Annotated in this window: 28 protein-coding genes (1 of these 28 only partly in view); 5 read left to right on the plus strand and 23 right to left on the minus strand. The window is 46.8% G+C overall.

What is annotated here, in order from left to right; genetic code table 11:
- The 18 genes from AR543_RS21200 to yyaC all read right to left on the minus strand — a co-directional run.
- Positions 1 to 207 carry the beginning of a nucleotidyltransferase-like protein gene (locus AR543_RS21200; RefSeq protein WP_060536312.1) on the minus strand. Its footprint begins 672 nt before the window's first position, so the window shows 207 of its 879 coding nt (coding positions 1–207); it begins with the start codon at positions 205 to 207; the stop codon falls past the left edge of the window.
- A 503-nt stretch (positions 208 to 710) separates the two neighbouring features.
- Complete coding sequence (locus AR543_RS21205) at positions 711 to 2,318, minus strand: glycosyl hydrolase family 18 protein (protein ID WP_227871793.1); 1,608 nt, start codon at positions 2,316 to 2,318, stop codon at positions 711 to 713.
- A gap of 197 nt (positions 2,319 to 2,515) precedes the next feature.
- Complete coding sequence (locus AR543_RS21210; protein ID WP_046226093.1) at positions 2,516 to 2,938, minus strand: Fur family transcriptional regulator; 423 nt, start codon at positions 2,936 to 2,938, stop codon at positions 2,516 to 2,518.
- A gap of 387 nt (positions 2,939 to 3,325) precedes the next feature.
- Positions 3,326 to 4,747, minus strand: coding sequence for a DUF4097 family beta strand repeat-containing protein (locus AR543_RS21220; RefSeq protein ID WP_060536314.1), 1,422 nt, complete (start codon positions 4,745 to 4,747; stop codon positions 3,326 to 3,328).
- Positions 4,731 to 5,300, minus strand: coding sequence for a hypothetical protein (locus tag AR543_RS21225; RefSeq protein ID WP_060536315.1), 570 nt, complete (start codon positions 5,298 to 5,300; stop codon positions 4,731 to 4,733). The genes AR543_RS21220 and AR543_RS21225 overlap by 17 nt, the downstream gene beginning before the upstream one ends.
- A 102-nt stretch (positions 5,301 to 5,402) precedes the next feature.
- Positions 5,403 to 6,110, minus strand: a complete 708-nt coding sequence (locus AR543_RS21230) for an MgtC/SapB family protein (RefSeq protein ID WP_060536872.1) — start codon at positions 6,108 to 6,110, stop codon at positions 5,403 to 5,405.
- An 8-nt stretch (positions 6,111 to 6,118) separates the two neighbouring features.
- A complete protein-coding gene (locus tag AR543_RS21235) occupies positions 6,119 to 6,604 on the minus strand; it encodes a GNAT family N-acetyltransferase (RefSeq protein WP_060536316.1) in 486 nt (161 codons plus the stop codon).
- 137 nt (positions 6,605 to 6,741) lie between these two features.
- Positions 6,742 to 8,181 carry an Asp-tRNA(Asn)/Glu-tRNA(Gln) amidotransferase subunit GatB gene (gatB, locus tag AR543_RS21240; protein WP_060536317.1) on the minus strand — a complete coding sequence of 480 codons (1,440 nt, stop codon included), beginning with the start codon at positions 8,179 to 8,181 and terminating at the stop codon, positions 6,742 to 6,744.
- Positions 8,182 to 8,209: 28 nt separating this feature from the next.
- Positions 8,210 to 9,667, minus strand: coding sequence for an Asp-tRNA(Asn)/Glu-tRNA(Gln) amidotransferase subunit GatA (gatA, locus tag AR543_RS21245; RefSeq protein WP_060536318.1), 1,458 nt, complete (start codon positions 9,665 to 9,667; stop codon positions 8,210 to 8,212).
- Positions 9,668 to 9,715: 48 nt separating this feature from the next.
- Positions 9,716 to 10,003: an Asp-tRNA(Asn)/Glu-tRNA(Gln) amidotransferase subunit GatC gene (gatC, locus tag AR543_RS21250; RefSeq protein ID WP_017814333.1), complete on the minus strand. Its 288-nt coding sequence runs from the start codon at positions 10,001 to 10,003 to the stop codon at positions 9,716 to 9,718.
- A gap of 194 nt (positions 10,004 to 10,197) precedes the next feature.
- Positions 10,198 to 10,575 carry a hypothetical protein gene (locus AR543_RS21255; protein ID WP_060536319.1) on the minus strand — a complete coding sequence of 126 codons (378 nt, stop codon included), beginning with the start codon at positions 10,573 to 10,575 and terminating at the stop codon, positions 10,198 to 10,200.
- A 312-nt stretch (positions 10,576 to 10,887) separates the two neighbouring features.
- Positions 10,888 to 11,523 carry an MBL fold metallo-hydrolase gene (locus tag AR543_RS21260; protein WP_060536320.1) on the minus strand — a complete coding sequence of 212 codons (636 nt, stop codon included), beginning with the start codon at positions 11,521 to 11,523 and terminating at the stop codon, positions 10,888 to 10,890.
- 5 nt (positions 11,524 to 11,528) lie between these two features.
- Positions 11,529 to 12,098, minus strand: coding sequence for a thioredoxin family protein (locus AR543_RS21265; protein ID WP_060536321.1), 570 nt, complete (start codon positions 12,096 to 12,098; stop codon positions 11,529 to 11,531).
- Positions 12,099 to 12,122: 24 nt separating this feature from the next.
- The gene (gene uptA / locus AR543_RS21270) at positions 12,123 to 12,722 is read right to left on the minus strand and encodes an undecaprenyl phosphate transporter UptA (protein WP_060536322.1); all 600 of its coding nucleotides are present in this window, start codon (positions 12,720 to 12,722) and stop codon (positions 12,123 to 12,125) included.
- 420 nt (positions 12,723 to 13,142) lie between these two features.
- Entirely contained in the window at positions 13,143 to 14,330 is a 1,188-nt protein-coding gene (locus AR543_RS21275) for a class I SAM-dependent methyltransferase (RefSeq protein WP_060536873.1), read from the minus strand.
- Positions 14,331 to 14,355: 25 nt separating this feature from the next.
- Positions 14,356 to 15,000: a DUF6483 family protein gene (locus tag AR543_RS21280; protein WP_060536323.1), complete on the minus strand. Its 645-nt coding sequence runs from the start codon at positions 14,998 to 15,000 to the stop codon at positions 14,356 to 14,358.
- Positions 15,001 to 15,036: 36 nt separating this feature from the next.
- Complete coding sequence (locus AR543_RS21285; RefSeq protein WP_060536324.1) at positions 15,037 to 15,819, minus strand: alpha/beta fold hydrolase; 783 nt, start codon at positions 15,817 to 15,819, stop codon at positions 15,037 to 15,039.
- Between the two features lie 125 nt (positions 15,820 to 15,944).
- Positions 15,945 to 16,487, minus strand: coding sequence for a spore protease YyaC (gene yyaC / locus AR543_RS21290; protein ID WP_060536325.1), 543 nt, complete (start codon positions 16,485 to 16,487; stop codon positions 15,945 to 15,947).
- 146 nt (positions 16,488 to 16,633) lie between these two features.
- Here yyaC and AR543_RS21295 point away from each other — a divergent pair, with 146 nt between their 5' ends.
- The 5 genes from AR543_RS21295 to AR543_RS21315 all read left to right on the plus strand — a co-directional run bounded on the left by AR543_RS21295 (position 16,634) and on the right by AR543_RS21315 (position 19,513).
- Positions 16,634 to 16,858, plus strand: coding sequence for a DUF1128 domain-containing protein (locus AR543_RS21295; protein WP_017814324.1), 225 nt, complete (start codon positions 16,634 to 16,636; stop codon positions 16,856 to 16,858).
- 333 nt (positions 16,859 to 17,191) lie between these two features.
- A complete protein-coding gene (locus tag AR543_RS21300; RefSeq protein ID WP_060536326.1) occupies positions 17,192 to 17,800 on the plus strand; it encodes a phosphatase PAP2 family protein in 609 nt (202 codons plus the stop codon).
- Positions 17,801 to 17,934: 134 nt separating this feature from the next.
- Entirely contained in the window at positions 17,935 to 18,192 is a 258-nt protein-coding gene (locus AR543_RS21305; protein WP_060536327.1) for a GlsB/YeaQ/YmgE family stress response membrane protein, read from the plus strand.
- A gap of 165 nt (positions 18,193 to 18,357) precedes the next feature.
- Positions 18,358 to 19,035, plus strand: coding sequence for a YtxH domain-containing protein (locus tag AR543_RS21310; RefSeq protein WP_060536328.1), 678 nt, complete (start codon positions 18,358 to 18,360; stop codon positions 19,033 to 19,035).
- 91 nt (positions 19,036 to 19,126) lie between these two features.
- Positions 19,127 to 19,513 (plus strand): DUF5665 domain-containing protein, encoded by a 387-nt coding sequence (locus AR543_RS21315; protein WP_060536329.1) that lies wholly within the window; start codon positions 19,127 to 19,129, stop codon positions 19,511 to 19,513.
- Between the two features lie 924 nt (positions 19,514 to 20,437).
- Here AR543_RS21315 and AR543_RS21320 read toward each other — a convergent pair.
- The 5 genes from AR543_RS21320 to AR543_RS21340 form a co-directional block, all read right to left on the minus strand.
- Positions 20,438 to 21,214, minus strand: a complete 777-nt coding sequence (locus AR543_RS21320) for a sigma-70 family RNA polymerase sigma factor (RefSeq protein WP_017814319.1) — start codon at positions 21,212 to 21,214, stop codon at positions 20,438 to 20,440.
- Positions 21,211 to 21,663, minus strand: coding sequence for an anti-sigma B factor RsbW (gene rsbW, locus AR543_RS21325; RefSeq protein WP_017814318.1), 453 nt, complete (start codon positions 21,661 to 21,663; stop codon positions 21,211 to 21,213). The genes AR543_RS21320 and rsbW overlap by 4 nt, the downstream gene beginning before the upstream one ends.
- Before the next feature lie 18 nt (positions 21,664 to 21,681).
- A complete protein-coding gene (locus AR543_RS21330) occupies positions 21,682 to 22,020 on the minus strand; it encodes an STAS domain-containing protein (protein ID WP_017814317.1) in 339 nt (112 codons plus the stop codon).
- A 239-nt stretch (positions 22,021 to 22,259) separates the two neighbouring features.
- Positions 22,260 to 23,927, minus strand: coding sequence for a response regulator (locus tag AR543_RS21335; RefSeq protein WP_060536330.1), 1,668 nt, complete (start codon positions 23,925 to 23,927; stop codon positions 22,260 to 22,262).
- 18 nt (positions 23,928 to 23,945) lie between these two features.
- Complete coding sequence (locus tag AR543_RS21340) at positions 23,946 to 24,839, minus strand: CheR family methyltransferase (RefSeq protein WP_060536331.1); 894 nt, start codon at positions 24,837 to 24,839, stop codon at positions 23,946 to 23,948.
- Between the last annotated feature and the right edge of the window lie 135 nt (positions 24,840 to 24,974).

Below are 24,974 nucleotides of genomic sequence, written 5' to 3' on the forward strand. Positions count from 1 at the left end.
GACCTGAATATGTGTATTGGAAATGTCCATCCGATGCTCTATGACTTCCTCTTCCAGATCTTGACGGCAAACAACGATGATTAACACTTCAAAATCATGCAGCAATGAACCATTGAACTGTTTGCTATTGCTTTTGGATGCTACGGCTCCGACTACTTTACGGTTGTTGAAACTTTCATTTAGAAACGAAAGATTGGTTAATTCCACATGATCCTCCCTTATTTGTATGGAGATTTGTATATTTTTGTTTTTCTGGCTCAGGGTTAATTTCTACATTTTGGAATACCTTTCCTGCCTGTATTAATCAATTTGCTGATTTTCATAAAAAAAGCCCTGTTAAGCGTAGCGCTCAACAGGGCTGAAATAATATTAGATTTGTATCTAGCTTCTGGTAAGGCATATACATGGCGATGAGTATATTGGTTTAGTAACTGGTGTATATAAATCATGACGATATCTGCTTAATAACTGATGTACATGAAGTGTGACCACTATATATGCTTAATGGCTGATGTACATAATGTGTGACTGCTATATACCCTTAATGACTGATATGCATGACGAGTGACCACTTTATACGCTTAATGACTGATATGCATGACGAGTGACTATTATATACGCTTGATGGCTAATGTGTAGGGCAGGTGACTGGTATATATGCTTAGTGACTTATAAGGGTATCGTCTATAGTCGATGATATGAAATGGTACTTATTTGAATTCGGATAGTGTATCCCAGGCACGTTCGTCGCCAAGGCTCCGGGTCCAGGACGCTATTCCTGCCAGCTGGAGTTTGCGGGCAAGCGCGATTCTTGCTTTTAGTGACAGCTCATCTTCGATCCAGATTTTGTAGGTTGCGTCTTTGTCCTTGTACTCTACATAGTTCTGGCCTGTAGCCGTATCCAGACGTGGCTTGAGTTTTTTGTCTGCCAGTAGATTGGCGATGCTTTCCATACCTACTGCTTTGGATGATACCTTGGTTTGCCCGTTCTCGGACTTCTCTGTCCATATCCGCGTATACAAAGGGATACCGAGTATCAGTTTGTCAGCCGGCACCTCATCTTCTTCCAGTACACGTCGCATTGCTTTTTCTGTCCAGGACAGAGAGGCTACCGAACCGGCTTCGGGACTGGATGCCCAATGCTCATCATATGCCATAACCATCATGTAATCGAGTGAGGGTGCAAGTGACTGCCGATCCAGAAATTTGGACCAGAGTTCACTATTGGATTTGGGTGTGACATCCATCGATAATACCAGACTGTGCTCGGCTGCCAGCGGCTTCAGCTCACGAATAAACTGGGTTACATTCGGACCGTCTGTAGTATACACACTCTCAAAATCAATATTAATGCCATCCAGCTGATACATTTTGGCATATTCCAGGGTCTGTGTAATGATGCGGCGCCGATTCTCGTAGCTGGACAAAGCTTCTGTAGTCCGGTCAGCATCAAATCCATTACTGAGCAACGCCCATATTTCAATACCACGATGATGCGCCCAGTTCACATATTCCATATCCGCTTTACTTCTGACATTGCCAGAATCATCAATAATCTCGAACCATGTCGGACTGAGCACATTAATGCCCGGCAGTTTGCCAATCGTATGCGGATCACGGCGCTGTTCGTATACAGCTTCCCATGCCAGATTGACTTTTTTGCCTTTCCATTCGGTCTGTACCCGGTTATCCGGAATAGCAGGGACAGGAATAGTCGTTAACTCGCCCAATTGAACAGACTTGCGCTGCATATAACCGGTAATTCCATTATCCAGTTGTACTTTTAGCCATTCATCGCCTGTCTGCCAAACTCTCAAATGCGTGCCGTCCGGTACATCACTGTATACCCGGGATTGAATACTGGCTGCACTTCGCAGTGCTGCAGTCTGTCCACTACCGCCGGCAGACACACTGGCATATTGGATTTGGTCTCCTGCACGCATTAGGATTACCGCTCCTGTATCAGGGTCTTCATGTACATCCATATGGTAAATCTGCTTGAGTGGTGCCAATGGGACATACATTATCTGCTGCTGCTGTTCAGGAGCAAATCGTAACTGAACCGGCTTCATATTCAGTTCTGCCTGGGTACTTCCTTCTTTGAGATGCATAATGCTGCTATTTGATGTCAAAATAATCGATTGGGTAGCTTGTTCATATCTAATATTTGGATCTACTTCTGCCTGAAGAACCGGCAACGGAATCTGAAGAGAATCTCCTGTCCCCTGCGCTGTATAATCCATCAGCTCTCCTTTGACGAAGATTGGCTTGTCGATTCCTTTCCAGTCCGGATCTTCATGAAAGGGATTGGGAATCATGATATAAGCTGCTGCCGCTGCTATGATCAAAACACATGCTGTTATCCACCAACGTCTGACTCTACGACTTTTGTTCATACGCGCCCGCTTCTGTCTGCTCAATACAGCCTCCTGTATGTAATTGTGTCGTTTGTGAAGCTAATAAAAAAGCAGCACTGGATATCCTGATCCCGTGCTGCTGAAATTAACCTTTACTATCAATCTCTGCAATCGGTGCAAATTCCATACAATTCCATCCGATGACCGGAAATCTGAAAGCCTGTATGCTGTTCTGCCTGATTCTCGACTTCGCGAAGTGAAGGGTAATTAAAATCTTCAATTTTGCCACATTGCTCACAGATAATATGATAATGCTCAGTAACGTTCGCGTCAAAGCGGCTGGAGCTATCTCCATACGTAAGCTCGCGAACCATCCCTGCTTCGATAAACATTTTCAAATTATTATATACCGTCGCAACACTCATGCTGGGAAACTGCGGTTCCAGTGACCGATAGATCTCATCAGCTGTCGGATGCTCCATGGACTCCAGCAAATAAGCGAGTATGGCATGACGCTGTGGTGTGATTCGTACGCCACTGGTTTTCAGTTGTTCGAGTGCATGTTGAACACGTGTTGTCATCTGGTCCACCGCCTTGTTGAACTACGCAAACTGCATTTTGCTTTAGGCTAGTCAGTCTTTTGCTGCGAGAGCATACTGTACAATCAAGCTGTAAAATTAGCTTGCGGATTCATACTGCAAGATTGCTTGCAGACTTTTACTGCAAGCTTAGCCAGCAGATTGTATTGCAGAACCATCCTTCCTGGTTGCAGGTAAGGAAGTGCCGGATCATCATCCAGCTCACACTGCTGGGCTGTCCTGCAGAAACCGCCAGATGATAATGCAGGCTTTTGTACAGATTGCCCTTCACATTGTAAAGGTTGCCGGAGAAGCTTGTCAACGATGCTGCTGGAGCTCCAAAGCAACCCTTACTTTGTTGAGAATGCGGCAAACACTGAACGTTATTCATCATTTTGCGGTCGAGGAATTACTATTGGACTCCAGAATGGGCTCTGTCGTTGTTTTGCCAGCTGGTGTGTCTGCTGCTGGAGTATCTAGAGTATCTGGAGTATCTGTAGTTTCCTTTTCACCTGCTGAAGGGGCAATCTGCTGCTGATCATTGTCTTTGATAATCGAGTCTGTATTATGCAGTATGTTCAGATCGCCATTGCCATCGACCCGAATCGTATGATCAGCAGTGCCAAATGTTCCACTGACAGCTTTATTTTTTATTTCTAATGGTAAATCTGTCTTGATTGTGCCATAGCTGTTGGAACCGGAAACTTCATAATTGCCGGCTGCAGGTAAATACAGATTGATGACGCCAACCGCACTGTATATAGACCAGTCTCCGCCTATACTGACAGAACGCACCTCGATATTGCCGTTCAGCGTCTCTGCCCGTGTCTCGAAATTGGCTTCATCGACAAAGATATTACCATTGCGTGTATTCACGTCGATATCCCCAAGTCCTCCGGTAAGCGAAACATCACCAACTTGTGTATACAACCTGGCAGCTCCACTAATATCATTGGCCCGGAACGTGCCCTGATTGGTCTCTGCGTTCACATTTCCTAGTATAGAAGTAAGTTCCATATTGCCATTGGTTGTCTGCGCTTTGACATCACCTAACAGATCACGAAGCACCAGACCTCCGTTGCCGCTGCGCACTGAAATGCTGCGCAGTGCTTCTATACTGCTCATGGTAATCTTGCCATTGGTCGTCTGGACATTGATATCAAAATGACGGCTGGCTGGTAAAGTAATCTCCATATTGACCCGAGGCTGACGATTGCTGGATTCACCATAGGAGGTCGTCTCTGGACGAATATCGATATCCTGTCCCTCGGTAAAGTTGATTTTGGTAGATAAGGCGATCTTTTTGGCTTCTTCCCGTTCTACCTCATCTACCCATACTACAGGCCGGATCTGAATCTGATCTACACTACCGGAGTGAATAATCAAATCGCCGTTAATACCTTCTACATTCAATTCATCCGTCTCTTCGGTGATCGGGACTGTCAGGCTATCCAGTTCGGTACGTGTACCCGATGCTTCGCTGAATTCAGCTGAAGCTGCCGTCAAATCCAGACTGACTCTGCTCCACAAATATAAATACTGATTCTGCTCGGTTACAAGGAAAATGGATACTGCTGCAAGCAATGCGATCAGCATCCCTTTTATATCCATCCGAAGTCGGAACAAACGCCGACGTGACAAAAGATAAAAAATAATATATTCGATTCCCCAAACGACAAGTATTACCGGCCACCATGTCAGCAGCCACAGCAGCTGCCCACCACCGGTCCACTGGTCAAGAAATACCAGAATACCCACAGCCAGCCAGAGCAAGGAAGCTGTAATCCTGCCGACTCTAATTTTTGTGGGCATGGATAGCACCTCCCGTCTTCTCCTGCGATCCTTTGTGGAGGGCGCGGTAGATGCGTATTCCCTGAAACGTCAGCAGCAGTATTCCGATCAGCAAACATACAAATGCGGTCAGATAGCCACCCCAGAAGCTGACAACATTGCGCAGCCAATAGGGACGCAGCAGCAGAATACAGATCACAGTACCTTCCAGAATCAGCAGTAGGCCAAAGCTGATACCACGCAGACCGGCATAAGGCCGATTCTTCTTTTTGAAAGGAACATAGGCCCGAATATGCTCGTTGATCCAATCGGTCGATTGCAGTACATCATATACGTTATAAAAATAAATCACCGGTACGAGAAGCGCCAGCAAACCGAGGAATGGCAGATTAATCTGAATTCCCTGGGACGTAAAGTAAACGAGTGCTGTAATATCCAGCAGCAGCAAAGCGATAAACTGAATGCCTTTCTGTGCCAGTCCAAGATAAATATGACCAAAACCCGGTAAAATAGCTGCAAGAAGTACAGCAATAAACTTGCGTTTGAGCGGGAGTCTGGACGGGGAGTTCGCCATATTGATTCCTCCTTCCATACCGCTGACGATAGGTATGTCCGATATTTTCGGTGTATTTACATATTGCATAGTGTATTTACGAACAGATATTTGTTCATTCACCTATTCGATGGAGACAGCTGTAACTCCGTCGATCTTTTGCATGCGGCTAATAATATCCATCGGATTATATTCATGGTGAATCTCCACGTTCATGCGCAGCTCGGTAAGCAGCGTGTCGGAAGATAAGGTATGTCCGCTGCGTTCCTTGATAAAAGTGATTCTTTTGATCGTAATATTCTCGGCATATAAAAACTTGGATACCCGTTCCAGTGTCAGTATGCCGGATATGCCTTCAATAGTAATCGCGTGGGCTTTGCTGCGCCGGATATAGCGCTGCTCGACAATATTCAGTACCCAAAGATTAAGTAAAACCAGCAGCGTAGTGACAAAGGCCGCGAAATAAAACCCTGCTCCGATCGCCAGACCAATAGCTGCTACTACCCAGAGTGAGGCAGCTGTAGTCAGTCCAGTAATCGCTTTGCCAGTAAACAGAATAGTACCCGCTCCGAGAAACCCGATTCCGGAAATAACAGCTGTCGCCAGACGCGCTGGATCTATACGTACATTGGTCTCATGGATAAAATCTGCAAAGCCGTATACAGACAGCATCATAATCAGCGCTGAACCGACGCAGACCAGAATATGGGTACGCAGTCCAGCCGCGTGGCTCGAACGCTCCCGTTCCCAGCCAATCAGCCCACCCATTAGCATTGCAGCGAGCAGACGAAATAAAATATTCATATTATCAATGAACCAGGGACTTCCCATACTTATCATTACACCTCCTGTTCATTCTTAATGTCTGGATTATGACGATGAAAAGTAGTCAGTTCCACACCGGGAGCTACTTCAAAAGCTTCTATGGGCTGAAAGCCGTGCTTGCGATACAAACCGACTGCCGGTTCATTTTTGGTACCTGTAGATACAATATACAATGGCACATCAGGATACTGTTCAAATACATGAGACAATAATCTGCTGGCAATTCCCTGTCTTGCGGCAGAAGGATGTACCATCATGCGCGAGACCGTCAGTGTGTCCGGTTCTTCCTGCTCTACAGCGACCACACCCTGAATTTCTTCCTCTTCATTAAAGTACCCATAAAACGTCTCGTCGCAGCGGCGAATACTCTCTACTGTATCCATTAACGGCGGCAGCTCTTTGACCCCTATCAATTGCGCTTCCATCCGGTAAGCAATATGCTGCAGCGCCCAGATCTGTCTTACTACATCATCATCTTGCAGTGAGCATTGGCGTATCATGATCGGCGTCTCCTCTAACAGCCAGCAGCCTGAAAACAGGCTGTATGGACCGTGGTTATTTTAAAAAGGACATGCCCCGATTGGCATGTCCTCTAATTCTCTGTATGTCGTGAATCCTGTTAAATTATACGCTGTATTTAGCGCGGCAGCAATTCGGCCAGCAGCTGATTAACCATGCTCGGATTGGCTTTGCCTTTACTTTGTTTCATAACCTGTCCAACCAGGAAGCCAATGGCTTTGTCCTTGCCGGCCTGATAATCAGCAACCGATTGCGGATTGGCAGCAATGACTTCTTGCACAATCGTCTTGATCGCACCTTCGTCACTGATCTGGGTCAATCCCTGTTCTTCAACGACCTGCTGAGGGCTCTTGCCGGATTGCAGCATTTCCTTGAAGACGGTTTTGGCGATTTTGTTGCTGATCGTTCCTTTTTCAATCAGGCCGATCATCTCGCCAAGTGCCTGTCCGGTAAGCGGAACAGCGGAGAACTCCAGGTTGTTGGCATTTAGATAACCGAGCAGTTCACCCTGAATCCAGTTGGCAACCGATTTGGCATCTCCCGTATACTGCAAGCTCTCTTCAAACAGATCAGCCAGCGGCTTGGAAGAAGTAATAACGGCTGCATCATAGGCAGGCAGTCCGTACTCGGACGTATAGCGAGCCTGACGCGCATCCGGCAGTTCCGGAATCGACGCCAGTACACGATCTTTCCACTGCTGATCAATATGAAGAGTCACCAGATCCGGGTCCGGGAAGTAGCGATAATCATGCGATTCTTCCTTGCTGCGCATAGAAATGGTTTTGCCCAGTGCTTCATCCCAGCGGCGGGTCTCCTGAACGACTTTTTCGCCATCGTCCAGAATTTGCGCCTGACGCAGCTCTTCGTATTCCAGACCGCGCTGTACACCGCGGAAAGAGTTCATGTTTTTCAGTTCGGCACGTGTACCCAGCTCTGCCTGACCGACAGGACGCAGACTGATATTGGCATCGCAGCGAAGCGATCCTTCTTCCATTTTCACATCCGATACATCACAGTACTGCATAATAGCGCGCAGCTTTTCCAAATAGGCACGGGCTTCTTCGGGAGAAGAAATCTCCGGCTCGGAGACGATCTCGATCAGCGGTGTACCGACACGGTTAAAATCGACCAGGGAATCATAACCGCCCGAGGTATGGGTCAGCTTGCCCGCATCTTCTTCCAGATGCAGACGGGTAATGCCGATTCGCTTGGTCTGTCCGTTGACTTCAATATCGATCCATCCATGTTCTCCGATCGGCTGATCAAATTGGGAAATCTGATAAGCCTTCGGTGAATCGGGATAAAAGTAGTTTTTGCGGTCAAACTTGCTCACATCCGCAACCTGGCAGTTCAGCGCCATCGCTGCTTTCATTGCATATTCCACGGCCTGACGGTTCAGCACGGGCAGTACACCCGGGTGACCGAGGCAGACCGGACAGGTATGCGTATTCGGCGGTGCTCCAAAAGCGGTAGAACAGCCGCAAAAGATTTTTGATTGGGTATGAAGTTCAACGTGAACTTCCAGTCCGACGACTGTTTCATATCTGGCTGTAGACATCGGTATAGTCCTCCTTCTTCACATGGTTTTACAGCTGTGGACGCTGCTGGTGGAAATCGGTATTTTGTTCAAATGCATGCGCCACACGCAAAACCGTCTGTTCATCAAAGGCTTTGCCGATAATCTGCATGCCAACAGGAAGTCCGGAAACGAATCCACATGGAACACTGATCGCCGGTACCCCTGCCAGACTCACCGGAATGGTCAGGATATCGTTCAGATACATTGTCAACGGATCATTTACCTGGGAACCCAGTTTGAATGCGGTTGTCGGCGCTGTTGGTCCAACGATAACATCATATTTGGCAAATACATTGTCAAAGTCCTGCTTAATCAATGTACGTACTTTTTGGGCTTTGAGATAATAAGCATCATAATAACCGGAGCTCAGTGCATAGGTACCCAGCATAATCCGTCGTTTCACTTCCGGACCGAATCCTTCACTGCGGGACTGATGATACAGCTCCAGAAGATTGCCCGGGTTCTCGGCACGTACACCATAACGTACACCGTCAAAACGAGCCAGGTTGGAAGAAGCTTCGGAAGAGGCAAGCAGATAATACGTAGCTACTGCATACTCGGTATATGGAAGAGATACTTCTTCCCACTCTGCACCCAGACCTTCCAGTACTTTGAGCGCGCTCATAATCGATTCCTTGACTGCTGCATCGACACCTTCACCGATATATTCGGAAGGAACGGCAATTTTCAGACCTTTGATATCGCCTGTAAGCGAGCTGATATAGTCAGGAATATCAACCTTGGCTGATGTGGAGTCTTTCTCGTCATAGCCAGCGATTGCTTGTAATACATAAGCGGAATCTTCTACATTTTTGGTAATCGGACCAATCTGGTCAAGTGATGACGCAAAAGCCACCAGGCCAAAACGGGATACCAGACCATAGGTAGGCTTGAGTCCAACAACCCCGCAGTAGGAAGCCGGCTGACGAATCGAACCACCGGTATCAGAGCCAAGGGTGAAATAAGCTTCGCCTGCTGCTACTGCTGCTGCAGAGCCGCCGCTCGAACCGCCTGGTACATAATCCAGATTCCATGGGTTGCGTACCGGCATAAAGCTGGAATTCTCATTGGAGCCGCCCATGGCAAATTCGTCCATATTCAGTTTGCCCAACGTTACAGAATCTGCCAGCTGCAGCTTCTCCATAACGGTCGCATTATAAATCGGGTCATAATTACGCAAAAATTGACTGGCACAGGTCGTACGCAGTCCTTCGGTTACGATATTGTCCTTGATTCCTGCCGGCAAACCGAACAGCAAACCACGAGCTTCCCCGCTGGCCATTTTCTTATCCAGTGCAGCCGCTTTGTGTTGGGCTGCTTCCTCATCCAGTGTCAGGTACGCCTGAATGCGGTCATCACGTTCGTTAATGGTCTGAAAAGCCTGTGCTACAAGATCGGTTACTGCCAGATCTCTGGCATGAAGCCGGTTATGTATTTCATTCAGACTCAGGTCAAATAAAGTCACTTCGTATCCTCCTTCAATTCGGGTTGCTTGAGATCAGGCTGCTGGCGTCTATTCCAGAACAGCCGGTACTTTGAACTGTCCGTCTTCATCATCGGGAGCATTGCGCAGTACCTTTTCAATAGGCAGACTCTCATGTACTTTGTCTTCGCGCATTACATTGCTGACATGCAGCACATGCGTAGTTGGCTCGACATTGTCTGTATCCAGCTCATTCAGCTTTTCTGCGTATTTGAGAATAGCATCCAGCTGCGCGGTGAATTGTTCTTTTTCTTCTTCATTCAAATCCAGACGCGCCAGTCTGGCTACATGTTCCACATCCTGAATATTAATCGTCATTGATAAACCCTCCTTCAATCCTGTACCGGTCTCTCGCAGACTGCAGCTGATGGCGGAACAGAAAATGGTATTTTCTGCCCACATAGCCAGCTGAGCCAGCGGGAAATAACTTTTTCCATTATAGGGTACATACCCTTACAATTCAATCCGTTAAAGCGACAGCAATAAAAAAAGAGCCGGCAGCGCCGACTCTTTTAAATCCAAGCACGCAGATTGATTTGTTTGACAAAATCAGCCTGTGTACTTTTATCTGTTAAAGGTTCTTCAGGTACCGGAAGTTCCTCACCATTCATCACTTGGAAAAATAACTTTTCATTGTGTGTCGCCAGAGCATAATCGATTAGCGCCTCGCGTCCGATTCGTTCTGCTTCCTGCTGCAGCAGTGTCTCCTCCGGCTCAATATCGCCAGCCGGTACAAAGAAGTTACGGTTTGCTTTAGGAATACGAATGACATAATCGAAGGCATTATCAGGGTTACGGTCATACGCAATTATATATCCATAATCACCTACAGGCAGATTTTGCTCAAAGGTATCAGTGACCACTACGACTTTTTCTCCCAGATGCAGCATCGTCTATCTCCCCCTAGCTTATCTCCTTATTTGTACATCCTACTACAATAAGTAAGTGGTGTCCACTTTAATCCCGAAAATTCCATCTTAATACCCTTGTGAAAATAGTCGTTTTATAAAGTACGTCCATAGAGGTCGATTGGTGTCATTTTATTTCCAAAATAAAACAAGCAGACGGAAAAAATCCGGTCTGCTTGTCTAAGTAATTGTCTTTGAGTAAATCAACTTCTGTAAATGAATACCCAGCTGCAGACAGAAGCGATGATGCAAAATTCTGTCTACCATACAAACGTTCATGCAGATGCTGCTACATTATGCAGGAACATAAGGATTGCCCGCTTTCTCGGCTCCGATAGTCGTTCTCGGTCCATGCCCCGGGTAGACTTTGGTCTCATCGTCAAACCGGTACAATACAGTACGAATCGAATCGACCAATGCCCGCTCGCTGCCGCCAGTCAGATCGGTACGTCCCACACCCATGCGGAACAGTACGTCACCGGAGAACAGTTCTTTTCCACACAGAAAGCTGACACTGCCCGGTGAATGACCCGGTGTATGGTAGACGGTAAAGGTGTGACCGATCAGCTCCAGCTTCTGTCCTTTATCCAGCGCATATTCTGCAGGCTCTGCCGTGATCGGTGGCGTCACATCCGGCCACATCGCTGATCCGTTGAGCCGCGGGTTGGTCATCCATTCTGCTTCCAGATCGTGCAGATAGACCGGGCAGGCATAATGCTGACGCATCTCCTGAACGCCGCCCATATGATCAAAATGCGCATGGGTCAGCAAAATGGCTTCCAGCTTCAGGTTCAGTGTATCTATACGCCGGATCAGTGAGCCCGGGTTCATCCCCGGATCTATGACTACTGCATGTTCATTGTCTTCTGCGATTAGCAGATAGGCATTGGTCTGCAGCGGTCCCAGCGAAAAAGTCTCTATTTTGAACAAATCCCTCACACTCCTGATAATAATTCACGCAGTTCGCGGATAACCATCGCATGAGACGCGGAACCTTCTCCGTAGCGTTCCATCATTCCTTTGCGTACCTCGGCCATCTTTTCTTTGTAGTCCGGTGCTTCGCGATCAGGATTCTCCTGACGGAAAGCAACCATCAACTCCTGCACATGCTGTGGACGCGGTCCCCATTGTCCCAGTACATGACCACCGGTATCTGTGATAATGACAATCGGTACGGAGCGCCCGCCCATCGTCAGATATTCATCCATTACATCCTGATGCTCTTCCAGAATAAGTACCCGCGTTGGAATAGCTGCTTCCTCAAAAGCACGGAACACTACAGGAATATTACGAACCACATCGCCGCACCAGTCAGCCGCTATGATGATAGAGCGCAGATCATCACGATGCTGAAGCAGTTTGAAAAATTCATGATCTTCCAGATCAGTCCAGTTAAATAAGATATGTCCATCATGGAAAGCTTCCTTGTTCTGTGTCATACCTTCCATAAATTGCTCCGGAGTAATAGCTACTTCCCATTTATCTGCCAGATTGCGCTTGCTCATTCTATTCGCCGCCTTTCGGATGATTTATTTCTTTTTCATCTTCCATTTAACCAAAAAGTACGATGCCAGCAGCACAACCGCCACGATCAGAATTGGTGTCGTGTATTTGCTCGCAATCTGATCGATATTCTCCCACTGGCTGCCCAGCACCATACCCAGATAAACAAACAGGGCAGACCATGGAATTACTGCCAGCGTAGTCAGTATAATAAAACGGGCATGGGACATCTTGGTAATACCTGCCGGGATCGAAATGGCGTGTCGTACTACCGGAATAAAGCGCGCAGTGAAAATAACACCTGTGCCGTATTTATCAAACCATTTTTCCGCATGGTCGATATGGCTTTTTTTGATCAGAATGTATTTGCCGTACTTTTCCAATACAGGACGTCCGCCGTACCGTCCGATCCAGTAAATGAACAACTGGGCAATCACGCCACCAATCGTACCAAAAGCCACCGCTCCAAAATAATTGATACTGCCTGTAGATACGAGGTACCCGCCGTAGGCCAGCACAATCTCGCTCGGAATGACCTCAATCATCAAACCCAGCATAATGCCTGCATAACCGAGCTGTTCTACCCAGTGCAGTAGTTGTGAAATAATATCGGAAATAATCTCCACCAGTCCTCCTTCAGTATGGTTGTATTCCTGTCTCTATATCAGGCTTATGTATTCCCACATGACCCAAGTGCTGTGCCGTAATGATGTCCTTACACATTTTAGCACAGTGGTGTGAACATGGGCTAGTTTTAACCGCACATGTTCCCAAGACTCAATCAAACAGGTAAAAGGATAAACCATACTCGCAATCAATAGTATACCTTTCTCTGGAATATAGAAAAAACGGACTGCCAAAACAAACAGTCCGTTGATGTTAATATATGAAGCATTCCTATTAGTAGTACAAAGAATCGTAGGATACAGATGCGCTTCGATCAGAGCAGTCTGAGAGCTACTTTGGCTTTTGCATTACTTTGACTTTTAATCTTTGAAATGACCTGTTTGCACCGCTTCATTGAAGCATAGGCGTTTGAATATATTTTACAGAGCAGCTTCGCTGGCCGTTTCCTGCGGAAGCAGATCGCGGCAGGCATTTTCCAGATAAGGACGGGCTTGCAGCATATTGCGGAACACGCTGTATTCCTGCCACATCGTCGTTGTATCGCCGGCAGAACCTTTGACCGCACGAATCAGAATATTCTTGGGTGTGTGCTCCATATCAATAAATTCAAGCAGCTGTGTACGGTAACCCATCAGATCGAGCAGCTTGGCACGAATCGCGTCGGTTGCCAGCGCAGAAAAGCGCTCCTTGAGGATACCGTGAGACAGCAGCGGACTGAGCGCATCGTTCTCCACCTGGCTGAACAGCTCATGCTGGCAGCATGGCACAGACAGGATCACCGAAGCATCCCAGCGAACGGCCTTTTCCAGAGCCGCATCGGTCGCCGTATCACAGGCGTGCAGGGTAACAACCATATCCACCTGATCCAGCTCATTGTAATCTGCAATGTCTCCAACCAGGAATTGAAGCTTGTCATAATTCAGCTTGTCAGCCAGCTGGCTGCAATGCTGAATAACATCGGCTTTGAGATCCAGACCGACGATACGCAGAGGACGACGTTGCTGGATATTCAGATAATGATACAGGGCGAATGTGAGATAGGATTTGCCACAGCCAAAATCCACAATCGTCAGTTCACGGTCTTCCGGCAGAGAAGGCAGTATATCTTGTACCATCTCCAGGAAGCGGTTGATCTGGCGGAACTTGTCGTACTTTTTGGCGAATACTTTGCCGTCAGCATTCATAATGCCCAGCTCTACCAAAAATGGAACAGGTTCGCCTTCATCCAGAATATAACGCTTTTTGCGATTATGATTGAGATCGGCTTCTGTTTTGGTAGCGGTTTTGGTCAGAATGGAGACTTTGTATTTCTTGCTGATCAGTACCTGATAATCCGCCTCGGTCGTGCACAGCAGACCCTGGCGCATCGACTGCTCGAACAGCTCCATCAGTGGACGCTCCGCTTCGGCAGCAGGTACATTCTCATGAGTAACTTTATTATTATAATGATAAGCAAACTGGTAATGCAGCTGCTTTTTAAGTTCAACCGGCTTGATAATGACTTTGTTAAATGCATCGGGTTCCCGTTTGCGGCGCTGACTGAGCGTTGCCGAGATCAGCTCGCCGCTCTCGATCAGCTGGTGAATCAATTTCTGGAGTGAATCCATGATGTACAATCACTTTCTTTCCTTTTCAATTTTGCAGCCGGGCATGCGCCGCTTCCATATCGGCCCGGGTGATGCCGCCTTCCTGCAGCTCTTCGTCACTTTTGCGAAGCATACGTTCATAAAAGGCTGCGCCGGTCTGCTTTCCTTCGGCAGGGTCCAGCTCGTTCAGACGGCGAAGCGCATCTACCGCATTATCATAATAGCCTTCCTGCTCTTCATATTCCAGCATCAGTTTCTCTACCGCAGCAGGAAGCACGTATTCTTCCAGCTGATCGAGTAGTCCATCAATATGCTGCGGATAATCCAGCAGACTGCGATCCGCGCCATTTACCGCACTGTACAGGAACAAATGCAGAGATTTGATCCGGCGCACAACCGCGTCTTCCTCATGACCACCAGCTGCGTAAATATCCGCTTCGACCTCGATCATGCGTGCCAATCCCTGCAGCTGATCCACTTCGACAGTAGGTCCTACACGGAACATATCTATCACTTCATCCGTAGGCATTCGGTTTACCAGTTCACTATTCAAACGGAAATTTTTGCGCATCAGATCGTCGACTTCCCACAGTGCTTCTGTATATTTCTTTTCTTCCTTGAGTCCGAACGCTTTGGAGATCATGCTGGCCATATCCTCGATCATGCCCATGAGGTAATCTTTTCTGAACATCCCTATCCCGCCTTCAATATAATTCTATAGTCGATCTTATTGGATAAACTGCTTGATAACCGCTATGAGTTCCTGAGGTGCTTCCAGCATACTCATATGTCCGGCACCCGGTATAACTGCTGTAGTAATCTGCTCTCCCTCGGCAGTAAACAGACGCTCTGCCGGAACAAGATGATCGTTCTCACCTGCAATCAGCAGTACCGGAAGAGAAGAGGAAGCGATCACAGAACGGCGATCTGGACGTTCACGTATTGCCATGGCTGCACCGCAGGCTCCCTGAGGAGGCGTATGGTAGCCAATCTCTCTTGCTTTTTGTACAGCCTGCGGCAGCGAAGCTACCGAATCCGGTGCGAACAATCCTTCGATAAACCCATCCACAAATGCAGCCACGCCCTCGCTGTTGATTTTGGATACGGTCTGCAGGCGTTTCTCGCGGGCTTCTGGTGAATCCTCGTATCCGGTCGAATGCACCAGTCCCCAGGCTTTCAAATGGTCTGCATATTGCTCGGCCAGGACGAGAGCTACATAACCGCCCATCGAGTGACCGAGTACAGTAACCCGTCCCAGATTCAGATGATCGAGCAGCCGAATAACATCTTCTGCCATTTGCTCGATCCGGTAAGAGCCTTCCGGTGCCGGACTTCGTCCATGTCCACGCAGATCAGGCACAATACAACGATACTGTTTGGATAGTTCGGGTACAACTTCATCCCAGTAAGCAGAGCTGCCCATAAAACCGTGCAGCAGCACGAGCGGCTCTCCTGCACCGGTATCGGTAAAATAAAGAAGTTCGGATGATTGCTGTATAGGCTGGTTCATGAATGATTGCCTCCCTGTGCTCTTATTTCGGAAATGTATACAAATCGTTCATCTATAATCATGGATTTTATTCTATATGAAATCAGATGCGAATCATATTATTCAGGCAAATGCTGTGTACTCATTTAATCCGTAACACCCAGTCCACGAACGGCTGCTTCCACAACATCCTCTGCCATCTTCATCACATGGCGTAGTGAAGTCGTCTGAAGTGTCCAGTAGGGCTTGGGACCATTTTCATTGACAATGGCTGCGATACTGTATGTGCCCACGCCCGGAAATTTGCCTCCAACCGACAATGCCGGAAATAGCGGCTCTTCTCCAATACTATAAAGACCTACCGAACGCTGCTGTCCCAGACAGGCGTCTATCGCAATAATAGTTAGTTCACCGGATATCCGCGGAATACGTTCATGCAGATTATGGGCATCGCAGGGATATTCCATTGTACCTGTGATATTGGGAATTCCTCGTGCTTCCAGTCCGCTGCCAATAAGCGGTCCCAGAGCGTCTCCTGTTGAACGGTCTGTACCGATACACACAAAGGCAAGCTCCTCCAGCACATAACGACTGTGAATCATCCGGAAAAACTGCGTTAAGCCGTCCCGATTCACATTACGCCGGTTCTGCTGGTCATAGGGAAGCAGACTTGACTGGCGATTAATCATATAATAGTAGATTCCCTCCTCAAATGCGCATATCTATAGTAATTTTAACCGATGCGCTCTATTACCGCAAAATATTGGTTCCCTACAGCTATCCATGGTACAATACAACAAAATCAGCTTTTGTTACAGAAAGGGAGAACGTACCGATGGATTTGTCCCAACCTACAACGGAAAATCTGGAAGTCATGATTGAAGCAATCAAAACCAAGCTTCGGATGGCCAGTGGTGCAGCGATGCAGGCTTCTGCTTTTTCGCTGGATCAGTATGAAGATATCCATGAAGTGTATGATATTGTCATGAACAAACCCAACTTGAGTATCAGTGAAGTTGAAGCACTTGTGTCCGAACTGGGACGCCTGCGCAGCAAGTAATTTCGCTTTTCCAGGTATCAAAGCCTGCCTCTGCAAAAATAGAGGCAGGCTTTTTGGTGTACATTTCGTTACCGCATGGCTTATTTTGCTACCATGTTGCTTTGGATTCGTACACATTTAGCATAACATTCACGAATGTTTGCCGCTAACAGGGTTCAGTCGTGAATACCGGGTTAAATTTAACATAACGATAACAAATGAAAGAAGGCGATCCCTATCTCATCTCCAGCTTTTCCTGATCGTTCAGGACGCAAACTCTCCAACCTCCCCCTATGGCTTACGATTACTCTCGTGCTGATTGCAGGAGCAGCCGTCTCGTTTATTCTCCTTAACGTGGTCACATGGCTGATTCAGAATGCATTCGGCGGTCAGGTTCATATATGGGAAAATGAATTCCAGCGTGAAGTACGAACCTATCACGAGGAACCGCTCCGAAGTACGATGCTGTTCTTCACTTATCTAGGCGGATTTTATTCTACGGTCTTTGTGTCGCTTGGCTTTGCCCTGCTGCTGGCAGTATGGCGCGAGTACCGGGAGGCGCTGATGCTTCTCGTAACCTCATTGGGTGCCTGGCTGCTGAATACGATTCTCAAAGCTCACTTTATGCGCCCTCGTCCTGAATTGGAATTCTGGACTCATGCTTCGGGCTACAGCTTCCCCAGTGGACATGCTACGATCGCTGCAGCCATGTACGGGATGCTCTTCTTTATCTGGGCCCGGTACCGCAGACAGAAAAACCGATCCATGGTACCGGCAATTCTCTGTGGCGTGATACTTATTGCACTGATCGGCATTACACGCGTATACCTCGGTGTACATTATCCAACTGATATTATTGCCGGTTTTGCCAGCGGATTCCTGTGGCTGATTACATGTGCCTATGCCTTATCCGTATGGCAAAAAAGAAAGCCCCAGCAGCCTTTTGACGATGCACAGGCTTGACCGTCCAATGTTTCATGCTTATGCGCCATGTTTATATACGAAGTAAGACAAACAAGCGAGATAGCCCAATTCAATGGTTACGTGCCTTCAGCTGAAATGGACTAGCGTAGCGTAATGTAAAGGAGGCGATCTGCATGTGGGGAATCATTATCAGTATTGTGCTCGCCGTTATTATCGGCCTGATCGGTAACGCGCTCGCAGGCAAAGCGATGCCTGGCGGTATTATAGGAGCCGCTATTGCCGGATTTGTAGGAGCATGGCTGGGCGCCCTGTTGTTTGGTGACTTTGGCCCGAATGTCGGTGATTTTGCGATTATCCCGGCTATTCTGGGAACTGCAATTTTCGTTTTTCTGCTTGGACTGTTATCCCGACTGCTCCACAGAGCATCCTGATTTCAGACAAGCATGATATAAGCCATACTTATGGTAAGCTGCAACATAATACTTAATACTCCCAGAGAAGCTTCACTTGATATGATATGGCTGGCTCTTCGGCTCTAGTCGCAGAACCGTACGCTATTACACGCAACCTACACTATATTGAAGGAGTGATTTTTTATGAACGAAGCAGAAAAAGAGTATCCAATGCAAAGCGGTTCCACATTTTTGAAAGGTGTATTTATCGGTGGCCTGATCGGTGCCGCTGCCGCACTGCTCTTCTCCCCAAAACCGGGACGCGAACTGCGCAGTGATCTGTCCGACAAACTGGCTGTAGCCGGTGAAAAAACCAAAAACGTATACGGCACTGTATCCGATCAGACGATGCAAGCAGCTGGCCTGATCAGTGACAAAACGGTAGAACTGGCAAGCGTCGTAGGCGACAAAGCAACAACAATCGCACAGACAGTCGCTACCAAAGCTACTGACCTGACCGGTAAAGCCAAATCTTCAATCGGTGTAGGCGAGTCTGCCGATCAAGAAAAAGCAGAAGCCAAAGATAACATCGTAAAACATGTTGCTGAAGCTTCCAAAAATATCGCTGAAGATATAAAAGATGCTAAAGAAGATGTAGCCAAAGAAGTAAGCAAAGCTGCTGAAGATGTGAAAAAGGATTCCAAACCGCTGACTTCGTCCGGTTCCGGTTCTTCTACCTCTACAGGATCCAGTAATTCGACTGGTTCTTCCAGCACAGGTTCTACAACAGGATCGACAACATCGTCCACTACACCAGGTTCTACTACAACGGGTTCCAACCCATCGACAAACAACAACTTCAACTCCAACAACAAACGCTAATATAACCTGGATTGACCAAAATAGCCGGCTCATTGCAGTCGGCTATTTTTATGCCCGATGCGGCGAATTCATATGAGAGTGAGGGAATTCCATGGCTGACAAAGACAAAGAGTTATCACCTACCTCCCCTGAAGTGGTTCCACCCCCGGATAATGTGCGGGAGCATCCATTCGAGCTGCGTCATGAAGTGAAACGTCTGAATGAACGCCTTGACCAGCTGACCAAAGCATTGGACAAGGCAGAGATCAAAGACATCATCGAAAACTACAGCAGCGTACGCCGCCGGTTGATCACCAACTTCATTGCCGGTACTGCACGAGGACTCGGTCTATCGCTGGGTACCATCGTCATCCTGGCCCTGCTCGCCTTTATCCTAAGCCAGATGGTCTCGCTGCCATTAATCGGTGATTATATCAGTCAAATTCTCGATTATGTAAAAGCTTCCCAAGGTACCGATACCAGCGGTGGCAAAGGGTAACAGAAGCAAATTTGCATTATTTCCTTTATCAAAATCCCTGTGCGTGGATAAAAGATACGTTAGGTTATCCTTTATCCGCGCACGGGGATTTTCTTGTTCAAAGATGGAACTGTACTTTCTAACCGGGACTGATGGTGAACTTGTATATGTAACCAGGCTGCTGCAACAGGATTAGATTGCAACAGGGCAAATGATACAGGATACGGATTAAGAGTTACTATCTCCTGCTATGTCGCTAGTATGCTGATGCATCAACCGCTACGGAAAGGGATCATTCCGGCGGCCTCCGGTTAAGATTGGATATTTTGAATCACCGATTTCATCGGTAAATATCCAATCTTAAATGTCGGCCTTTGGAACGATTCCCTCTCCTCCGCTCTGCTGTTTGCGCAGACTTCTTTTGAAAACATGCTTAGTGCTATTGAGCTATCGTTACAAAACAAAGATGAAATCCAAAATCCTTTATTACTTTTGGATTTTAGATTTTAGAGTTTAGATTTCGATTTTCAGATTTCTTTAGAGAAAAAAATGTATTCCAATCTCTGAGCGAAGGAATTGGAATTAGACTCCAGCAGCGAAGCGGCCCTATTTAAGATCGGATATCCTCCGCTGCAAGCGGATATTCAGGATATCTGATCTTAAATAGGGGCAGGAGACTAATCCAATTTCGGAGCGGACCATCTTACATCCACCTCGCTTTCATTTACAGCCTTTCTTCAAATTCAAGTCCAAGCACCCAATAGAACAGCAAACGCACTTACACTTACACTTACACTTACACTTCAAATCCTGCACCTTATAAAACACAAAAGTGAATTAAAAACAGTAAATTAAAAAAGGTATGCTTTAACCTCCATCCGGAGAATCAAAGCATACCTCAGTCAATTGCCATATCCGACAATTTAATCTTGTACATGTGCAACATTAACCCGATGATGAAGCGTTAGACATAATTTGCTTAAGCTTCTCCGTAGCGCGTTTCTGGATACGCGATACACTCATCTGGGATACACCCAGTTTTTGTGCAATCGCACGTTGGGATTGACCTTCCTGGAAGGCAAGCAGCAGTACTTTTTGTTCCTGCTCCTTCAGCTGGCTAAGAGCCTGCTGCAGATCCATCCGCTTCTCTACTGCATCGTAATCATTTACGTCTGCACTGATTAATTCACCCAGTGTAGCCGCACTTTCTTCCTGAGACAGTGGCGAATCCAGAGATACGTAATGATAGCATTCGCGTCCTGCCAGGACTTCAATGGTTTCCTCTTCCGAAAGTTCCAGAAAACCGGCAATTTCCCGCACACTAGGGGAACGTTCCAGCTTGACCGTCAATTCGTCGATCGCCTGCTGAACCAGGGCTCCCTTTTCTTTGATTCGGCGCGGAACCTGTATGTACCACGATTTATCGCGCAAAAAGTTTTTCATATGCCCGATCATACTCTTCATGGCATATGGTTCAAAGGGAATCCCCAGAGAAATATCATACTGTTGCAAAAGACGAATCAATGCCATTTGACCGACCTGGTACAAGTCTTCGTACAGGTCCGGGCGGTTACGGGCAATTTTACCCGCAGCCATCTTGACCATCGGCTCATACTTTTTGATCAGTACGGTCGCAATGTCATTGTCTTTTGTTTGTTGATACTCCCAGATCAGGCCGATCGCCTCGTCCATCGATTCGGGGGGAGTCACTCTTTCACTCATACTCTTTCCTCGCTTAGAGCAAGGCTTTTGGACATGACAACGCGAGTACCTTGACCAGCTACATTCTCAATGCTTACATCATCCATCAATGCTTGCATCAGATAGAAGCCAAGTCCGCCAATCTGAACATCATTCAGATCTTTGTCATGCAGTGTGCTTTCTTCTCCGCCACCTTTTACTGTTTCGAAGCTCTCCCCTTCGTCTTCGACAGTAATAGATAACGTTTCTTCACCAATTTCGAACGTTACATCAATATGTCCATCATTTTGCCCATAGGCATACAGCACGGAATTGTTACAAGCTTCGGATACGGCCACTTTCATATCTTCAATATCTTCATATGAAAATCCCATTTTGGAAGCAATTCCGTACAGATTTAATCGTACTACATCTACAAACTCTGCGGTTGCAGGTAAATTAAGTATTACTTTTTGAGTATCAGCTTTCATGCTATGTTCGATCCTTTCCTAGTGGGAGTTCTCCTGAGGGGCAAAAAACTTGGCAATACCGGTCATTTCAAACAGCTTTTGAATTTGTGGAGGAACCTCTTCAACAGTAAAGCTGGCATTCATACCGTGCCGTGCTTTGAGGATAGAAAGTAGGATACCGATACCTGTACTATCAATATATTTCAGGTCTTTCATGTTTACGATCAGATCCTGGCCAGCGTCGCCTACAAGCGGCTCCATAACCAGACGAAAATCAGGCGCTACCGATAAATCCATTTCCCCGCTTAAAAAGACAGTGCATGCGCCTTCTTCGAGTTGGGTCACTGCATTAAATTTTTCGTTTTTGTTAGTAGTCATAGACATTCTCCCCTGAACAATGGTTTCTTTACTAATAACCCAATCCGTTATCCTCTGAAACATAGCAAGCATAACCGATTGGAGAACTGATTTTGATTATATCCTGTTTTTTATAGTATATACAATTTTTAGTTGTTATAACAACTTTAGCAGGGGCAGCGCAAATCTAGCCTTTTCCGCCAGTGGCAGCAAGACCTTATTGCGCATTATATGTTAATTCGGTTATCACATACGAATGATCAATATACCGTTTTTTTGGCTTCATACCGTGATAATTCCAATGCATAACGTTCCATCATTGCTTTTACGCTACTCATTTTGACCGGTTTGCTTATATAATCATCCATGCCTGCTGCAAAGCATCGTCCTTTGATACCTTCCATCACATCAGCAGTCATTGCAATAATGACCGAACGTTCTCCATTCCCCAGCTCGCGTATAATCCGCGTAGCTTCCAGTCCGTCAATATTAGGCATCTGTACATCCATAAAGATATAATCATACGTCTGGGCAGAAGCCATCCGAATCGCTTCATCTCCGTCATCTGCAGTATCCGGCTCGTAACCGAGTCTATTGAGCATACTAACCATCAGCTTCTGATTGATCGGATGGTCGTCTACAATCAGAATGCGGGGAATGGAGCCGCTCTTTTGAAGTAGATTTATCGGTCTTTCCTCTACCACATCTACTTCCGTCTCTTCAACCGTGTATTCACCTACACGGATGCTAAAGGCAAATACCGCTCCTTCACCAGGTTCCATCTCTTTGCATTCCAGGCGAATATCTCCGCCCATCATTTGTACCAGGTTTTTGCAAATGGCCAGTCCAAGTCCGGTTCCGCCATACTTTCTCGTCATGGACGAATCCAGCTGCGAGAATGGCTGGAACAATTGCTCCCGTTTCTCTAGAGCAATACCGATTCCCGTATCTTTGACTTTGAACTCCAGTTCAAGACGATTATCATGCTGACCTACCGCTTCTACCTCCAGGTAAACGCCGCCCTGCTCGGTAAATTTGATCGCATTGGCAGTCAGATTAATCAATACCTGACGCAGACGCGCCATATCGCCGAACAGATAACCCGGTACATTGTCCCCTATCCGGTACAGCAGTTCCAGACCTTTTTTGCCAGCTTCGACCGAAAACAGGCCAAACACTTCGGCAATACAATTCTCCAGTGAAAAAGGATGTTCTTCCAATTCCATTTTGCCTGACTCCATTTTGGTAAAGTCAAGAATATCGTTAATGACCATAACGAGCGTATCTGCACTGCTGCGGATAATCTCAGCATAGTCCTTTTGTTCAGGTTGAAGATCGGTCTCCATCAGTAGATCGATCATACCGATAACCCCATTCATCGGCGTACGGATTTCATGACTCATCATCGCAAGGAATTCGGTTTTGGCTTTGGCTGCAATCTCGGCAGCTTCCTTGGCGCGAACCAGTTCCTGATTCATTTTTTCGAGTTCAAGCGTTTTTTGCTGCAGCAGCATCGATTGCGTTTTGTGACGCTTATTGGTCAGATACATATTAACAAATCCTTCAATCTTGGATTTCAGGATTTGTGGAATAAACGGTTTTACCATGTAATCAATAGCACCGGCAGAATATCCGGCAAACAGATGCTCGGCTTCCTTGCTATTGGCAGATACAAAAATAATCGGAATTTCTTTGGTTTTCTCACGGGCTTTGATCAATTTGGCGGTCTCGATGCCATCCATGCCCGGCATCTGAACATCCAGAATAATAACAGCAAATTCATCCTTGAGCAGACAGCGCAGCGCTTCTTCCCCTGAAGTCGCTTTGACGAGATTATAACGTTCGCTCTCGAGAACGGCTTCCAGGGCAAGCAAGTTTTCAGGTCGATCATCTACCAGCAAGATATGAATCGGTTCATGAAACCTCATGGTATCCCCCTACATTCTCTAGTTAATTTTCCGGTATACCTTTTCCAGTCGATCCAGCGGTTCATACGAATCACTGTAGCCGGTGAATTGCATGGACTCCTTGGAGCCCAGCACCAGAATACCGAAACGGCTAAGACTCTCATGAAACAATCCATGAACACGTTCACGGAGTTTATCATCAAAATAAATCATTACATTTCGGCAAAGGATTACATTAAACTCGTTGAACGAGCGGTCTGTAGCCAGATTATGCTCCGCAAAAATAATATGTTTGCGAAGAAATGGCTGGAAAATAACAGATTGGTACTTGGCTGTATAATATTCGGAAAAAGAGCGGGTTCCGCCGGCTTCCAGATAATTTTTGGTATACAGCTGCATACGGTCAATCCCGAATACGCCTTCGCGTGCCTGCTGTAATGAACGATTGTTCATATCGGTCGCATAAATACGTGCTTTGTCCAGCAGACCTTCTTCATGCAGCAGAATAGCCATCGAATAAACTTCTTCTCCCGTGGAGCAGCCTGCATGCCAGATCCGGATATACGGATAGGTTCGCAGCAGTGGAATGACCTTTTCCCGGAACATACGGAACAGCTGCGGGTCCCTGAACATCTCTGTCACCGGGATCGACAGGTTCTGTACAAACCGTTCAAAGCAGGAACGGTCATGCAGCACTCTTTCCTGAAGAGCCGAGACAGATTTGAGATTCTCCGCATGGACATGATGCCATATTCTGCGAGTCAGCGAAGCACGCGCATAATTACGGAAGTCGTATCCGTACAAACGATGTACTCCTTCCAGCAGCAGATCGATTTCGATATTCTCGCGTTCTGCGAGATTCGTAATAATCTGACCTTCCCCCTGGGGCGAGTTTGAATTGTTCTGTATTTGTTCATGATCCGTCGGTGTCATCTTTTCAGCCCCGATTCCTTGTAAACTGTACGTGATTCGTATTCGTTACAAAGCCGGTTCACTGAATCGTGCAACCGGCTTCTCAACGTTTGTGCAAGTGCGTCAATCGTATATGGTCGTTCTGTTCTTTAGCTT

Origin of the sequence: Paenibacillus bovis, assembly GCF_001421015.2 — a bacterium.
In the GTDB taxonomy this organism is placed as follows: domain Bacteria; phylum Bacillota; class Bacilli; order Paenibacillales; family Paenibacillaceae; genus Saccharibacillus; species Saccharibacillus bovis.

What these genes read in the sequence shown, in the direction of transcription:
- AR543_RS21330 (WP_017814317.1), bottom strand. Translation starts at nt 22,020, where the DNA reads ATGACTACTAACAAAAACGAAAAATTTAATGCAGTGACCCAACTCGAA.
- AR543_RS21305 (WP_060536327.1), top strand. Translation starts at nt 17,935, where the DNA reads ATGTGGGGAATCATTATCAGTATTGTGCTCGCCGTTATTATCGGCCTG.
- AR543_RS21340 (WP_060536331.1), bottom strand. Translation starts at nt 24,839, where the DNA reads ATGACACCGACGGATCATGAACAAATACAGAACAATTCAAACTCGCCC.
- AR543_RS21310 (WP_060536328.1), top strand. Translation starts at nt 18,358, where the DNA reads ATGAACGAAGCAGAAAAAGAGTATCCAATGCAAAGCGGTTCCACATTT.
- AR543_RS21285 (WP_060536324.1), bottom strand. Translation starts at nt 15,819, where the DNA reads ATGAACCAGCCTATACAGCAATCATCCGAACTTCTTTATTTTACCGAT.
- AR543_RS21295 (WP_017814324.1), top strand. Translation starts at nt 16,634, where the DNA reads ATGGATTTGTCCCAACCTACAACGGAAAATCTGGAAGTCATGATTGAA.
- AR543_RS21255 (WP_060536319.1), bottom strand. Translation starts at nt 10,575, where the DNA reads ATGCTGCATCTGGGAGAAAAAGTCGTAGTGGTCACTGATACCTTTGAG.
- AR543_RS21335 (WP_060536330.1), bottom strand. Translation starts at nt 23,927, where the DNA reads ATGAGGTTTCATGAACCGATTCATATCTTGCTGGTAGATGATCGACCT.
- AR543_RS21320 (WP_017814319.1), bottom strand. Translation starts at nt 21,214, where the DNA reads ATGAGTGAAAGAGTGACTCCCCCCGAATCGATGGACGAGGCGATCGGC.
- AR543_RS21205 (WP_227871793.1), bottom strand. Translation starts at nt 2,318, where the DNA reads ATGATTCCCAATCCCTTTCATGAAGATCCGGACTGGAAAGGAATCGAC.
- rsbW (WP_017814318.1), bottom strand. Translation starts at nt 21,663, where the DNA reads ATGAAAGCTGATACTCAAAAAGTAATACTTAATTTACCTGCAACCGCA.
- AR543_RS21210 (WP_046226093.1), bottom strand. Translation starts at nt 2,938, where the DNA reads ATGACAACACGTGTTCAACATGCACTCGAACAACTGAAAACCAGTGGC.
- AR543_RS21265 (WP_060536321.1), bottom strand. Translation starts at nt 12,098, where the DNA reads ATGAGCAAGCGCAATCTGGCAGATAAATGGGAAGTAGCTATTACTCCG.
- AR543_RS21315 (WP_060536329.1), top strand. Translation starts at nt 19,127, where the DNA reads ATGGCTGACAAAGACAAAGAGTTATCACCTACCTCCCCTGAAGTGGTT.
- AR543_RS21275 (WP_060536873.1), bottom strand. Translation starts at nt 14,330, where the DNA reads ATGGATTCACTCCAGAAATTGATTCACCAGCTGATCGAGAGCGGCGAG.
- gatB (WP_060536317.1), bottom strand. Translation starts at nt 8,181, where the DNA reads ATGTCTACAGCCAGATATGAAACAGTCGTCGGACTGGAAGTTCACGTT.
- yyaC (WP_060536325.1), bottom strand. Translation starts at nt 16,487, where the DNA reads ATGATTAATCGCCAGTCAAGTCTGCTTCCCTATGACCAGCAGAACCGG.
- AR543_RS21225 (WP_060536315.1), bottom strand. Translation starts at nt 5,300, where the DNA reads ATGGCGAACTCCCCGTCCAGACTCCCGCTCAAACGCAAGTTTATTGCT.
- AR543_RS21220 (WP_060536314.1), bottom strand. Translation starts at nt 4,747, where the DNA reads ATGCCCACAAAAATTAGAGTCGGCAGGATTACAGCTTCCTTGCTCTGG.
- AR543_RS21235 (WP_060536316.1), bottom strand. Translation starts at nt 6,604, where the DNA reads ATGATACGCCAATGCTCACTGCAAGATGATGATGTAGTAAGACAGATC.
- gatC (WP_017814333.1), bottom strand. Translation starts at nt 10,003, where the DNA reads ATGACGATTAATATTCAGGATGTGGAACATGTAGCCAGACTGGCGCGT.
- AR543_RS21230 (WP_060536872.1), bottom strand. Translation starts at nt 6,110, where the DNA reads ATGGGAAGTCCCTGGTTCATTGATAATATGAATATTTTATTTCGTCTG.
- AR543_RS21280 (WP_060536323.1), bottom strand. Translation starts at nt 15,000, where the DNA reads ATGTTCAGAAAAGATTACCTCATGGGCATGATCGAGGATATGGCCAGC.